General features: G+C 65.2%; 12 protein-coding genes. 2 read left to right on the top strand and 10 right to left on the bottom strand.

Going from position 1 to position 13859, the window contains the following annotated elements; genetic code table 11:
* Positions 1-128: 128 nt before the first annotated feature.
* Both ppdK and ACVJGD_RS36995 read right to left on the bottom strand, forming a co-directional pair.
* Positions 129-3089 (bottom strand): pyruvate, phosphate dikinase, encoded by a 2961-nt coding sequence (gene ppdK / locus ACVJGD_RS37000; protein ID WP_456638824.1) that lies wholly within the window; start codon positions 3087-3089, stop codon positions 129-131.
* A gap of 91 nt (positions 3090-3180) precedes the next feature.
* The gene (locus ACVJGD_RS36995; protein WP_080663951.1) at positions 3181-3336 is read right to left on the bottom strand and encodes a DUF3096 domain-containing protein; all 156 of its coding nucleotides are present in this window, start codon (positions 3334-3336) and stop codon (positions 3181-3183) included.
* Positions 3337-3721: 385 nt separating this feature from the next.
* On the opposite strand from ACVJGD_RS36995, the gene ACVJGD_RS36990 reads away from it, so the two are divergent.
* The gene (locus tag ACVJGD_RS36990) at positions 3722-4084 is read left to right on the top strand and encodes a DUF1236 domain-containing protein (protein WP_456638823.1); all 363 of its coding nucleotides are present in this window, start codon (positions 3722-3724) and stop codon (positions 4082-4084) included.
* A 423-nt stretch (positions 4085-4507) separates the two neighbouring features.
* On the opposite strand, the gene ACVJGD_RS36985 is transcribed toward ACVJGD_RS36990, so the two are convergent.
* The 7 genes from ACVJGD_RS36985 to ACVJGD_RS36955 form a co-directional block, all read right to left on the bottom strand.
* A complete protein-coding gene (locus ACVJGD_RS36985; protein ID WP_456638822.1) occupies positions 4508-5599 on the bottom strand; it encodes a hypothetical protein in 1092 nt (363 codons plus the stop codon).
* Between the two features lie 296 nt (positions 5600-5895).
* On the bottom strand, positions 5896-8010 hold the full coding sequence (gene glyS / locus ACVJGD_RS36980; protein WP_456638821.1) for a glycine--tRNA ligase subunit beta: 2115 nt from the start codon (positions 8008-8010) through the stop codon (positions 5896-5898).
* Entirely contained in the window at positions 8010-8945 is a 936-nt protein-coding gene (locus ACVJGD_RS36975) for a glycine--tRNA ligase subunit alpha (protein WP_456638820.1), read from the bottom strand. The genes glyS and ACVJGD_RS36975 overlap by 1 nt, the downstream gene beginning before the upstream one ends.
* Before the next feature lie 270 nt (positions 8946-9215).
* Positions 9216-9407, bottom strand: a complete 192-nt coding sequence (locus ACVJGD_RS36970; RefSeq protein WP_456638819.1) for a hypothetical protein — start codon at positions 9405-9407, stop codon at positions 9216-9218.
* 92 nt (positions 9408-9499) lie between these two features.
* Positions 9500-10411, bottom strand: a complete 912-nt coding sequence (locus tag ACVJGD_RS36965) for a S49 family peptidase (protein ID WP_456638818.1) — start codon at positions 10409-10411, stop codon at positions 9500-9502.
* Positions 10412-10643: 232 nt separating this feature from the next.
* The gene (locus tag ACVJGD_RS36960) at positions 10644-11420 is read right to left on the bottom strand and encodes a methyltransferase (protein ID WP_456638817.1); all 777 of its coding nucleotides are present in this window, start codon (positions 11418-11420) and stop codon (positions 10644-10646) included.
* Positions 11413-11640, bottom strand: coding sequence for a putative signal transducing protein (locus ACVJGD_RS36955; RefSeq protein ID WP_456638816.1), 228 nt, complete (start codon positions 11638-11640; stop codon positions 11413-11415). The genes ACVJGD_RS36960 and ACVJGD_RS36955 overlap by 8 nt, the downstream gene beginning before the upstream one ends.
* Positions 11641-11807: 167 nt before the next feature.
* Between ACVJGD_RS36955 and ACVJGD_RS36950 the strand changes: the two genes are divergently transcribed.
* Complete coding sequence (locus ACVJGD_RS36950) at positions 11808-12818, top strand: polyprenyl synthetase family protein (protein WP_456638815.1); 1011 nt, start codon at positions 11808-11810, stop codon at positions 12816-12818.
* Between the two features lie 133 nt (positions 12819-12951).
* On the opposite strand, the gene ACVJGD_RS36945 is transcribed toward ACVJGD_RS36950, so the two are convergent.
* The gene (locus ACVJGD_RS36945) at positions 12952-13839 is read right to left on the bottom strand and encodes a 4-(cytidine 5'-diphospho)-2-C-methyl-D-erythritol kinase (protein WP_456638814.1); all 888 of its coding nucleotides are present in this window, start codon (positions 13837-13839) and stop codon (positions 12952-12954) included.
* Positions 13840-13859 lie beyond the last annotated feature (20 nt).

Below are 13859 nucleotides of genomic sequence, written 5' to 3'. Positions count from 1 at the left end.
CCTCACCCGGCGCTGTGCGCCGACCTCTCCCGCAAGCGGGAGAGGTAACTCCAAAGGCCGCTGCGCGGCGAACGAGGTGCGGGTTCCTTTTCTCCCACTTGCGCCGCAAGCGGGAGAGGTGAAGTGCGTCACGCCTGGCTTGCGATCGCCTTGCCGAGCGCCGCCTGGGCTGCCGCCAGCCGCGCGATCGGCACGCGATAGGGCGAGCAGGAAACATAGTCGAGCCCGACCTCGTGACAGAACGCGACGGAGGCGGGATCGCCGCCATGCTCGCCGCAGATGCCGACTTTCAAATTGGGACGCGTCTTGCGGCCGCGCTCCACGCCGATCTTGACCAGTTCGCCGACACCGTCGCGATCGACCGAAATGAAGGGATCGATCTCGAGGATACCCTTGGCGATATAGGTGCCGAGGAAGCTCGCGGCGTCGTCGCGGCTGATGCCGTAGGTGGTCTGGGTCAGGTCGTTGGTGCCGAACGAGAAGAACTCGGCGGTCTCGGCGACCTTGCCGGCCATCAGGCAGGCGCGCGGCAGCTCGATCATGGTGCCGACCTGGTAGGTCAGCTTGGCGCCGGTCTCCTTCATCACCGCATGCGCGGTGGCGTCGATCCGCGCCTTCACCAGGTCGAACTCGGCCTTGGTGGCGATCAGCGGCACCATCACCTCGAGCCCGACGGCCTTGCCGGTACGCTTGCCGGCTTCGACCGCGGCCTCGAAGATCGCGCGCGCCTGCATCTCGGCGATTTCGGGATAGGCGATCGCCAGACGGCAACCGCGGAAGCCGAGCATCGGGTTGAACTCGGCCAGTTCGCGGGCGCGATCGGCGAGCCGGCGCGGATCGGTATTCATCGCGCGCGCGACTTCCTCGATCTCGGCCTGGGTGTGCGGCAGGAACTCGTGCAGCGGCGGATCGAGCAGGCGGATCGTGACGGGCAGACCCTTCATGATCTCGAACAGCTCGACGAAGTCGGCGCGCTGCATCGGCAACAGCTTCGACAGCGCGGCGCGGCGCGATTGCTCGTCTTCCGACAGGATCATCTCGCGCACCGTGCGGATGCGCGTCTCCTCGAAGAACATGTGCTCGGTGCGGCAGAGGCCGATGCCCTCGGCGCCGAACTTCACCGCGGTGCGCGCATCGTCAGGCGTGTCGCCGTTGACGCGGACGCCGAGCTTGCGGACGGCATCGGCCCATCCCATCAGCGTGCCGAACTCGCCGGACAGCTCCGGCTCGATCATCGGCATGCGCCCGGCCAGCACCTGGCCGACGCCGCCGTCGATGGTGATGACGTCGCCCGCCTTGAAGGTGCGCGAGCCCACGCTCATGGTGCCGCGGCCGTAGTCGACGCGGATGGTGCCGCAGCCGGAGACGCAGGGCTTGCCCATGCCGCGCGCCACCACCGCGGCATGCGAGGTCATGCCGCCGCGGGTGGTCAGGATGCCTTCGGCGGCGTGCATGCCGTGGATGTCTTCCGGGCTGGTCTCGACACGAACCAGGATGACCTTGCGGCCGTCGGCCTGCAGCTTGGCCGCTTCGTCGGAGGAGAACACGATCTCGCCGGAGGCGGCGCCCGGCGAGGCCGGCAGGCCGGTCGCGATCACGTCGCGCGTCGCGGCCGGATCAATGGTCGGATGCAGCAACTGGTCGAGCGAGGCCGGATCGATCCGCGCCACCGCGTCTTCTTTCGAGATCAGGCCCTCGTTGGCGAGCTCGACGGCGATGCGCAGCGCCGCCTTGGCGGTGCGCTTGCCGCCGCGGGTCTGCAGCATCCACAATTTGCCCTCTTCGACCGTGAACTCCATGTCCTGCATGTCGCGGTAGTGTTTTTCGAGCAGCGTGTAGATCCGCGTCAGCTCCTTGAAGGCGTCGGGCATCGCGGTTTCCATCGACGGCTTGTCGGAGCCGCTTTCCTGGCGCGCGTATTCGGTGATGTCCTGCGGCGTGCGGATGCCGGCGACGACGTCCTCGCCCTGCGCGTTGATCAGAAATTCGCCGTAGAGCTTGCTCTCGCCGGTCGAGGGATTGCGGGTGAAGGCAACGCCTGTCGCCGACGTCTCGCCCATATTGCCGAACACCATCGCCTGCACGTTGACGGCGGTGCCCCACGACTCCGGGATGTCGTGCAGCTTGCGGTAAGTGACCGCGCGCGCGTTCATCCAGGAGGAGAACACCGCGCCGATCGCGCCCCACAACTGGTCGTGCGGATCCTGCGGGAACGGATGGCCGGTCTCGCGCTCGACGGCTTCCTTGTACTTGCCGACCAGTTCGACCCAGTCGTCACCGGTCAGGTCGGTGTCCAGCGAATAGCCCTGGCTGTCCTTGAAGGCGTCGAGGATGTCTTCGAAGTGATGATGCTCGAAGCCGAGCACCACGTCCGAATACATCGTGATGAAGCGGCGGTAGCTGTCATAGGCGAAGCGGCGGTCGCCGGAGAGCTCGGCCAGCGCCTCCACGGTCTGGTCGTTCAGCCCGAGGTTGAGCACGGTGTCCATCATGCCCGGCATCGAGGCGCGGGCGCCGGAGCGGACCGAGACCAGCAGCGGGTTCTTGGCGTCGCCGAAGATCTTGCCGGTCAGCTTGCCGACATAGTCGAGCGCCTTCTCGACCTGCGTCTTCAGCTCCTTCGGATAGGTCTTCTCATGCTCGTAGAAATAAGTGCAGACCGAGGTCGGGATCGTGAAGCCGGGCGGCACCGGCAGGCCCAGATTGGCCATCTCGGCGAGGTTGGCCCCCTTGCCGCCGAGCAGATCGCGCATATCGGCTTTGCCCTCGGCCTTGCCGTCGCCGAAGGTGTAGACCCATTTGTTGGGCTTGATCGCAGTCGCGGCCGGCTTTGACACCGGCGCCTTGGTTACGGACTTCGCCGCCGGCTTGGCGGGGGTCTTAACGGCAGCCCTAACAGCAGTCTTGGCGGGAGCCTTGGCAGCGACTTTGGCAGGGGCCTTGACCGGAGGCTTTGCCGCCACTTTTGGCGGGCTCTTCTTCAGCGCCTTTCGCGCCGCCGGGGCGGCCTTGCTGGCCGTGGCGGATGGCTTTGATTTCGCTGCGCTTTTCTCTGCGATTTTCTTGGACTTCGCGACGGCTTTGGCCATGGCTTTCAATAATCCGGATAGAGGGGCAGGAAGATGCGGGCCTTACACCACTTTGGTGTGTCGGGCGCAAGCTGCGAACGGGCTTTCGATCCTACAAATGCAGCCAGCGCAAAAGCCCCATGCCGACCAGACCCACGAAGATCAGGTAGATCGCGACGATGAAGTTCAGCAGCCGCGGCATGACCAGGATCAGAATGCCTGCGATCAGGGCCACGATGGCAGGAACATGCGCAGCAGTGATGACCATTTGAAGAAGCTCCGGCGGATGTGTTCGGGAAGTCGAATCGAGGCGGGCATTGTACTGGCATAGCGTTTTCGAGCGAAGTGGTACCGGTTTCGCATAGCAATCAAGTTTACGCAGATTGCGTAGACTTATCTGCGCAGAAAACGCGTCAAACCGAGGCCCCGCCCCGCCAGCCAGCGCGGCCCAGCATGAGAGACGTCCGGCGGTTCAATCGGTTCCGCCATTCACGAAAATTGCTCAAAATTGCCGCGGATACGGCCGCGCTTTTTGCGGAACATCGGCGCGCGCGATGCATTGGCCCCACATTGTGCATCGGCAAAAAGCCGGCACGCGCGGCGTCTCAGAGGAGACCCCGCCTTAAAGCAAAATCGTCGCGAAGGAGTGAGCCATGCGAAACCGATTACTTGCCGTTGCAGCGATGGCGTGCGCTATCAGTGCACCGGTCGCGGCGCAGGCGCAGGGCACGACCACCACCGGCGTGGTCGGCGGCAATACCGTTGTCGTCGAAGAAGGCGGCGGAATCACGGTCGAGCAGCGGCCGGCATTCCGCGAATACATCGTGCGCGAACGCGTGCCGAATTACACGATTCCGGATCGCGTCGTGGTCGGCACCGTGCTGCCCGATACCGGCGTGACAGTCTACGACGTGCCGCAGCGCTTCGGCTCAACCCCGTTCCGCTACACCGTCGTGAACGGTGAGACGGTGCTGGTCGAGCCACGCTCGCGGCGCATCGTTCAGGTGATCGACTAACACTTCCAGCTCCCGATCATCTGGCAAAAAAGTCCGGGCGCCGTGCAAGCGGATGTGCGCGAGGCGCGACCGGACCCAAGAGCCCCGTCTGGCCCTCCCCTCCAGGCGGGGCTTTGCTTTGTGAATCTTCACCTCTCCCGCTTGCGGGAGAGGCGTAGGCCGCCTTCGGCGGCCGTTCTCAAGAGACGCCGAAGCGGAGCTTCGGCTATGGCGAAGCGCCGGGTGAGGGCTCTCTCCGTTCAAAGAGTCCCGATGCGGAGACACCCCCACCCCAGCCCTCCCCCGCAAGCGGGAGAGGGAGCGAGCGTCAGCCGCGGGTGCGTTCCAACACCAATCAGCGACTACTCTAATTCCCGTCATTCCGGGCGATGCGAAGCATCGAACTACGATGTGCAATTGCACATCGGAGATTCTCGAGATCATCTACGATCGCAGCATCGAGAGCAGCGTCGAGGTCGACTTGTAGTTCTTGATCGCGGCATCCTGGAATTCGGGCGACCAGTTCGTCGCCAGTCGCTCTTCGGAGCTCATCGAGGAATAGGCTTTCAGGATGCCGAGGCTGAGCTGGCGCGGATCGCCGCTCGATTGACTCTGCTTCAGCGCGTCGAGCACGGAAGCGCGCGTCCGCGCACTCAATTCCTGCTTGGCCGCATAGATCTCCTCACCGGAGAAGCGATTGCCCTGGTTGAGCGTGATCGCCGACAGCGAGCGATTGTCGAGTGAGGACAGATCGGCCAATTGCCCGGTCTTGCGCCTGGGATCGTAGACCAGCTCCTTGCCGTTGCTTGCCGCCTCGCTCTTCTGGCGGTCGAGGAACCCGCGCACGTCGCTCGCTATATCGCCGAAGTCACGGCTCTTGGTCGGCGTAGGCGTGACCGTGCCGGCGAGCGCGGCCGCGATCGGATCGCCGTCGATCCCTGACGGCGCCACCGTCGGATCTTGCTGCGTCGCCTGATAGCCCTTGAGCACCGCGGCACGCTGGGCCGCCCACGTCGTCGTCGCCTTCTCTTCGGGACTTGCGCCGTCGAGATAATCCAGCGCCGCCTTGTAGCTGACATTGTAGTCGCCGGTCAGCCGCGTGGTCGCCAGCGACGGCGCCAGCGCCGCATCGAAGCGCTGCTTCAGCTCGCCCGCCGCCACCGCCTGTTCATCGGGGCTGAACTGGCCGCCATTGTTGGTGGAGATCGCAAACAGCGAGCGTCGATCGAAAGTCGAGAGATCGATCGTCGTCTTGCCATCGACCAGCGGTCCCTTCACGCCGGCCGCCGTATACAGCCGGTCGAGCGTCGCGCGCGCGTCATTCGTGACTATCGTGAAATCGATCGGCGATGCCTTGGCGAGCTGCGCGCGGGCCGCTTCCGACAGGGTCAGGTTGGTCGCGCTGTTGGACGCGAGCGGATCATTGCCCGCGCTGTCGTTGGATAATGTCGACGCCAGCGACGGCGTCGCCGCCGCCCGCGCATAGGCCGAACCAACCTGAGCGTAAGGATTGAGCGCCGTGCCGATGGAGGTCATCGGGAAATTCCTGCATTTGCGCGCGGGACGATTTCTTAAGAAATCGTTCACCCGCGCGACCTTCGCAGGACGTGGTTAACAGGGGGTAAATGTTGCGGGATATTTCTGGCGGGGGGTGAGTGACTGGGATGGTCGCCATAACCGTCTCGCCACACACTCAACCTCATCCCGAGGAGCCGCGCCAGCGGCGTCTCGAGGGATGGGCCGCGGGCACCGGGGCCTCATGGTTCTCCCGGTGATGCGAAGCATCGTCCGGAGACGGCGCTAACGCGCCTCCTCACCATGAGGGTCTGACATCAATCCTGGATCTTCGAGAAATCCGCCACCGCCCGCGTCGCCGCGCGGATTTCATTCAGCAGCTTCAGCCGGTTCTCGCGCACGTCAGGATCGTCGTCATTGACCTTGACCTTGTCGAAGAACGCATCCACCGCCGGCCGCAGCGTCGCCATCACGCTCATCGCGCCGGCGAAATCTTCGCGCGCCACCGCGCTACTTGCCTCGCGCTTGACCTGATCGATCGCCTTCGCCAGCGCCTTCTCTTCGTCCTGCCGATAGAGCGACGGATCGGGCGCACCATCGAACGTGCGCTTGTCCCTCTTCTCCTCGATCGCAAGGATGTTGCTCGCGCGTTTGGTACCTGTGAGCAGGTTCTTGCCGTCGTCGGTATCGAGGAATTTGCCGAGCGCCTCGACGCGACGGACGACGAGCAACAGATCGTCCTGACCGCCGAGCGAGAACACGGCATCGACCAGATCGTAACGCGCGCCCTGCTCGCGGAGTTGGACCTTCAGGCGGTCGGCGAAGAAGACCAACAGTGCTGGCGCGATGGCAATCGGACTCTCAGCGGCCTTTACAGCGTCGCTCTCAAGCAACGCGACGACGAAGGTCGTGATCGTCTTGATTAGACTGGTACGAATATTGTTCTCGAGGATAAGCCTGATCACCCCGAGCGCCGCACGCCTTAGCGCATACGGATCCTTGCTTCCCGTCGGCTTCTCGTCGATCGCCCAGAACCCGACCAGCGTATCGATCTTGTCCGCCAGCGCGACCGCCACGCTCACCGGATCGGTCGGCACGCGATCCGTCGGGCCCTGCGGCTTGTAGTGCTCCTCGCTCGCCGCAGCGACGGATGCATCCTCGCCCTGCGCAAGCGCGTAGTATTTTCCCATCAAGCCCTGCAGCTCGGGGAATTCGCCGACGACCTCCGTCAGCAAATCCGCCTTCGCCAGACGCGCAGCGCGTTTCGTCTTCTCGACATCGGCGCCAACGAGCGGCGCGATCTCCGCGGCCAAACGCTCGATCCGCTTGATGCGCTCGCCCTGCGTGCCCAGCTTCTCGTGGAACACGATGTGGTCGAACTTCGGCAGCCGGTCCTCGAGCTTCGTCTTCAGATCCGTCTCGTAGAAGAACTTCGCATCGCTCAGCCGCGCGCGGATCACGCGCTCGTTGCCGGCGACGATGGCCTTGCCGCCGTCGCTGGCCTCGATGTTGGCGGTGAGGATGAACTTGTTGGTCAGCTTGCCCGTGTTGGGATCGCTGACCACGAAGCATTTCTGGTTGTTGCGGATGGTGGCGCGGATCACCTCGTCCGGGATCGACAGGAATTCCTTGTCGAACGAGCCCATCAGCGCGACCGGCCATTCGACGAGGCCGGCGACCTCGTCCAGCAGCCCCTGGTCCTCGACCAGCTCAAAATTCTGCGCCTGCGCCAGCGTTTTTGCATCCGCCAGGATCATGTCCTTGCGCGCCTCTGGGTCGAGCACGACCTTGGCCGCTTTCAGCTTGGCCTCGTAGTCATGAAAATGGCGGACGGCGATCGCGCTTGGGGCCATGAAGCGATGGCCGAACGTGGTCTGCCCCGCCTCGATGCCGTCGACCGAGAATTGCACGACGTCGGGCTCTTCGGTCTCCGGACCGAAGGTGGCGGTGATCGCATGCAGCGGGCGCACCCAGGTGAGCGCGCCGGGCCGTGCCGAACGCGCGCCCCAGCGCATCGATTTCGGCCAGGGGAAGGTTCTGACGATGACCGGCAGGATCTCGGCGAGCACGTCGAGCGCGGGGCGGCCCGGCTTCTCGATCAGCGCGATGTAGAAATCGCCCTTCTTGTCGCTCTGGATTTTTGCCTCACTGATCGAGGCAAGACCGGTGGCTTTCAAGAATCCCTGGATCGCGGATTCGGGCCCGCCGACGCGCGGGCCGCGGCGCTCTTCCTTCAGGTCCGGCTGCCGCGCCGGAATGCCGTGCACGGTCAGCGCCAGCCGCCGCGGCGTCGCGAACGCGCGGGCGCCCTCGTAAACCAATCCCTCGGCGACGAGCTTGTCGGTCACCATGCGGCGCAGATCGTCCGCCGCCTTCGCCTGCATGCGCGCGGGGATTTCCTCGGAAAACAGTTCGAGCAGGAGATCAGGCATCAGGCGGCCCTGCCGGCTTCGGTGTGCACCCAGGCTTCGCCGCAGGCTTTCGCCAAGTCGCGCACCCGCAGGATGTAGCTCTGCCGCTCCGTCACCGAGATCACGCCGCGCGCATCGAGTAAGTTGAACACGTGGCTTGCCTTGATGCACTGGTCATAGGCCGGCAGCGCCATCAGGTGCTCCCGCTGGTTGCCGCCCTCGCGCCAGCCGGCCGCGAGATATTTCTTGCAGGCTTCTTCCGCCATCCTGAACTGCTCGAACAGCATCGCGGTGTCGGCAATCTCGAAATTGTGCCGTGAATATTCCTGCTCGGCCTGCAGGAACACGTCGCCATAGGTCACCTTCTCGGCGCCTTCGCGGCCGTTGAAGTTGAGGTCGTAGACGCGGTCGACGCCCTGCACATACATCGCCAGCCGCTCGAGCCCGTAAGTGAGCTCGCCCGCCACCGGCGCGCATTCGACGCCCGCGACCTGCTGGAAATAGGTGAACTGCGACACTTCCATGCCGTCGCACCAGCATTCCCAGCCCAGGCCCCAGGCCCCGAGCGTCGGGCTCTCCCAGTCGTCCTCGACAAAGCGGATGTCGTGCAGCGCCGAATCGACGCCGATCGCGGCGAGCGATTTCAGGTAGAGCTCCTGGATATCTGATGGCGACGGCTTCAGGATCACCTGGAACTGGTAATAATGCTGGAGACGGTTGGGGTTCTCGCCATAGCGGCCGTCCTTCGGCCGCCGCGAGGGCTGCACATAGGCCGCGTTCCAGCGCTTAGGGCCCAGCGCGCGCAGGGTGGTGGCGGGATGGAAGGTGCCGGCGCCGACCTCCATGTCGTAGGGCTGCAGGATCACGCAGCCGTAATCCGCCCAGTAGCGCTGCAGCGTCAGGATCAGTCCCTGGAACGAACGTTCCGGGCGCATATGGGCTGGCAGGGAATCCATCGTCGGTATCGGTCTCGCGATGAGGGGTTTGAAAGCGCGCGGACCGTATCGGCGGGGAAGCGGGGAATCAAGGCGAACGAGGACCACCGGTCCTCACCTCTCCCGCTTGCGGGAGGGGCATAGGCCGCCTTTGGCGGCCGTTCTTAAGAGACGCCGAAGCGAAGCTTCGGCTAAGGCGCCGGGTGAGGGCTCTCTCCACTCGGGGAGTCCCAATGCGGAGGCACCCCCACTCCGGCCCTCCCCCGCAAGCGGGAGAGGGAGCGCAGGCCCCTAGCCCGGCCGGTAGGCGCCGGTGACGGGGTCGCGGCGAAGTGTCGGAATCTCGCTCCGGCTGACTGCCTCGGCCATGCGGGCGCGACGCGCCTCTTCCAGTTCCTCATTGACCCGAAGCGCCGTGCGATAGGCCCAGCGGACCACGGCGAGCCCACCCAAAACGCCCGCAAATGCGATCATGGCTGGCATCGATCGATCCTTGTCGTTCACTGTCGGACCCCCAATACGCAGTATTTTCGCTTAAGCTGGGCCGGTCCGCAATCAACCTTTTGGTACTAGTCTCAAAACCCGAATTTGGCCCAGATCGCCCGCGTCTCCAGCGCCGAGATCAAATCATCCGGCAGTCCTCCGAGCCCATCCAGCGCCGCCAGCGAACCTGCCCCCGGCGCCCGCCTTCCCAGAAGCCCCGACAACAGCCCGCTCGCCGGCGCGATTACCGGCGTCAGCACCTTCTCGCCATAGCGGGCGCGGAGCGTCGAGCGGAGGTCGCCGATCCCGTCGGCCAGGCCGAGCGCAATCGAGGATTCGCCGGCCCAATATTCGCCGGTGAAGAGGACATCGTCGGCGCCCTTCAGCCGCGCCCCGCGGCTCTGCTTGACCAGAGCGATGAAGATTTCATGGATCTCGCGCTGGATCGTCTTCAGCCGCGCCACCTCTTCGGGCTTCTCGGGCAGGAACGGATCGAGCATCGCCTTGTGCTCGCCGGCGGTATAGAGCCGCCGCTCGACGCCGATCTTCCGGATCAGTTCCTGGAAACCGAAGCTGCCGCCGACCACCCCGATCGAACCGAGGATGGACGACGGGTCGCAGAAGATCTCATCGCCCGCACAGGCGATCATGTAGCCGCCGGAGGCCGCGACGTCCTCGACGAACACCAGCACCGGCAATTTCTTTTCGGCGGCGAGCTGCCGGATCCGCAGGTAGATCTGGCGCGACTGCACCGGCGAGCCGCCGGGCGAGTTGATCACCAGCGCCACCGCCTTGGCGTTGCGGACCGCGAACGCACGTTCGAGCGTTTTCGCGACGCCGGCGAGCGTCATGCCGGGCCGGAGCGGCGTCACCGCGCCGATCACGCCCGACAGTCGCACCACCGGCACCACGGCCGTGCCGCGCCGCAGCCGCGCCGGGAGCCAGCCCTCGAGCCTCTCGAGAAGGCCCGGCAGTCCGGGGCGATCAATTCTTTGTTCACTCATTCCCGTTACCTCGAATTAACCGTTTTTTATCCCGCACTGTCTTCCACTGGTGGAACGCCGCTTGCTTCGCGGTGTTCTAGCTGCAATCGCGCAGCGGAGAGCAAGATGAAAATCTATCTGCTGATTTTGCTGATCGGTACCCTGCTCGCGGCGGTTCACTTCACCGCGACACCCGAACGGCAGTCGGACACGCTCCCGCAGCAGTAGAGGACATGTCCGCGGTCCGGCATTTTCACCGAGCGAGCGGTAATATCCCCTTCCCCATCAGACTCTCCTGAACCTCTTTGTTGGGCACGCCTTGCTCGTCATTGAGCACCAGCGCGGCATGAAGTCGCGTCGGCGCGCGCCCGCCTTTGACCGCGCGAAGCAGGATGCGGCCCGCTACCGCGGTCACATCGGCGTGAACGGGCAGGATCTCGAGGCTGCCGAAACCGCGATCGAGCGCGGCCAGCACCTCGGCAATTCCATCGGCGCGCCAGATCAGCGTCAGCTCTCCCCCGGATTTCAGGATGCGCCGCGCGGCATGGATCCAGCCCGGCAAGGTCGTCGCCGACGCGATGTGCGCGACCTCGCGCGCTTTGTCCGGCGACGCGCGGTGGCGCCTCAAATCATTGAACGGCGGGTTCATCAGCACGACATCGACGCTGTCAGGCGGCAGGCGGGCGGCGGCGAAGGCCTCCGCCGATGCTTCGACGTCGAGCACGATCACCTCAGTGGCAATCGCATTGGCGGCGGCGTTCGCGCGCGCCAGTGCCGCGAGCTCTGCGTCGATCTCGACCAGCACCAGGTCGATGCCGGCAACGCGCTTGGCCAGCGCAAGGCCGGCGGCGCCGACGCCCGCACCCAGGTCGGCCACGCGATCGCCGGAACGCGCGCGCGTCGCGGCCGCGAGCAGCATCGCGTCATGTCCGGCGCGGTGGCCCGACTTGAGCTGTCGCAGCAGCAATCGTCCGCCGAGAAAGGCGTCCTCGGTGACGCCGTCACCGTTCTCGGTGACCTCGTCACTCATCGGCGCGCAATTCATGCGCGAGCCCTGCATCGGCCAGCAACTTGCGCGCCGCGCGGTTGTCGTCCTCATGGACCAGGATGCGCCGCGGCAGGATGCCGAGCGATCCCTCGATGACGCTCATGTTCTGGTCCAGCACCAGATGATGGATGTTGGCGCCGTCGAGCAATGCGGTGATCGCTGAGACCAGCACCATGTCATTGGTTCGGACCAATTCCCGCAAGTGTTCGTTCTCCATGTTCAGCCCAGCGCAGACCATGCGACAGATGTCAACAGCTTCATACCCTTGCCGCCCCTGCGCGCAGTTTCTATTGTAGTCTTCAGGTGCAGTGATCGATTTGCCGGATCACGCCCTAGGATAGTGTGATTTCGGCAAATTTGGAGACCAGCGTGGCGGTTATTGTCCCCTTTGAGAACCCGTCGAACGCTTCGATAGAGCCGCTGGTCGCCCTGGTCGCCGCCGACATGGAACGCGTCAACGCGACCATCCTGGCGCGGACCGGCTCCGAGGTCACGATGATCCCGGAGGTCGCCAACCACCTGATCTCCTCCGGGGGAAAACGCCTGCGGCCGATCCTGACATTGGCGATGGCCCAGCTCTCCGGCTACTCCGGCGACGGCCATATCAAGCTCGCGGCGGCCGTCGAGTTCATGCATACCGCGACGCTGCTGCACGACGACGTGGTCGACGAAAGCGAGCTCCGGCGCGGCAAATTGTCGGCGCGGATGCTCTGGGGCAACGAGGCCAGCGTCCTGGTCGGCGACTTCCTGCTCGGCCAGGCCTTCCGCATGATGGTCGAGGTCGGCTCGCTGCGCGCGCTCGACATCCTCTCCTCCGCCGCCGCCACCATCGCCGAGGGCGAGGTGATGCAGCTTGCCGCGGCCAAGAACACCGCCACCACCGAGGACGAATATCTCGCCGTGATCCGCGGCAAGACCGCCGAGCTGTTCGCGGCCGCCTGCGAGGTTGGCCCCGTCATCGCCAACCGGCCGAAGGCGGAGCAGACCGCATGCCGCTCGGTCGGCATGAATCTCGGCATCGCCTTCCAGCTCGTCGACGACGTGCTCGACTATGGCGGCAAGTCCGCCAAGCTCGGCAAGAACGTCGGCGACGATTTCCGCGAAGGCAAGATCACGCTGCCGGTGGTGCTCGCCTTCCGCCGCGGCAACGACAGCGAGCGCGAGTTCTGGGTCAGGGCGCTGGAGCAAGGCGAAATCCGCGGCGGCGATCTCGACCATGCCATCGGTCTGATGACCAAGCACCGCGCGCTCGAGGATACGCTGACCCGCGCCCACCACTACGGCGCCATGGCGGTGGACGCGCTGGCGCTGTTTCCGGCCTCGCCGATGAAGACCGCCTTGGAGCAGGTGGTGGCGTTCTGTTTGGCGCGCTCGCATTGATTGTTTAGCCGTCATACCCCGCGAAGGCGGGGTATCCAGTAAACGGCGGCCTCTCGATTCTGCTCTTTATATCTCTGGAATACTGGGTCACCCGCCTTCGCGGGTGACGACGGCGGAGAGCGACGAAAACGCGTCAGCTCAGCACGCCTGAATGCACCCACCAAAGCGGGTGCTCGCGGCGAAGCTTCTCGGCCGCGCGCTGGGCGTCGGCGGTGTTCTCGTAGATCGCAAAGCAGGTGGCGCCCGAGCCGGACATCCGCGCGAGCCAGGCACCATTGGTGGCGTTGAGCGCGGCGATCACCTCGCCGATCACGGGCTGGATGCGCACCGCCGGCGCCTCCAGATCGTTCGAGCTGCCGGCAAGGGCCTCGACCCACTCCTCCAGCGAGCCGCCCTGCTCGGGCCAGGACGGGCCTTGCAACACCACGTCGGTTGCCCCGACCAGGAGGTCGCCGGGACGCAAGCCAAGCTCCGCGAACACGTCCTTGGTAGCGACGGGAATCCGCGGATTGACCATCACGCACGGCATCTTCGGCAGATTGAGCGGCATCAGCGTCTCGCCGACCCCTGTCATGTCGCAGGCGTGCGAGACGACGCAGACCGGCACGTCGGCGCCGGTTTGCAGGGCAACGTCGCGCAGGCGCTCGTCGTCGAGGGCGAGATCGTTGAGCCGTGCAAGCAGCCGCAGCGCCGCCGCGGCATCCGCCGAACCGCCGCCGATCCCGGCGGCCACCGGTAACACCTTCTCCAGCGCAAAGCTGCCGGTCTTCAGATCGGGAACGCGCTCGCCGAGCAGGCGCGCGGCCTTCAGCACCAGATTGTCCGCAGTCTCGCCGCAGGCTTCCGCCATCGGCCCCGAGGTGGTGAGGGTGAGCTCTTCGCCCGGCGTCAGCGTCAGGCGATCGGCGCAATCGGCGAACGCCACCACGCTTTCGAGGTCGTGATAGCCGTCGACGCGCCGCCCGACCACGCGCAGGGTCAGGTTGACCTTGGCACGCGCGTCCTCAATTAGCGCCGGCATCGGCGAAGCGCCCCCAGAAC

It is taken from the genome of Bradyrhizobium sp. USDA 10063 (assembly GCF_054063735.1).
The sequence above is the reverse complement of the archived record's forward strand: the minus strand, read 5'-3'. Positions and strand labels throughout refer to the sequence as shown.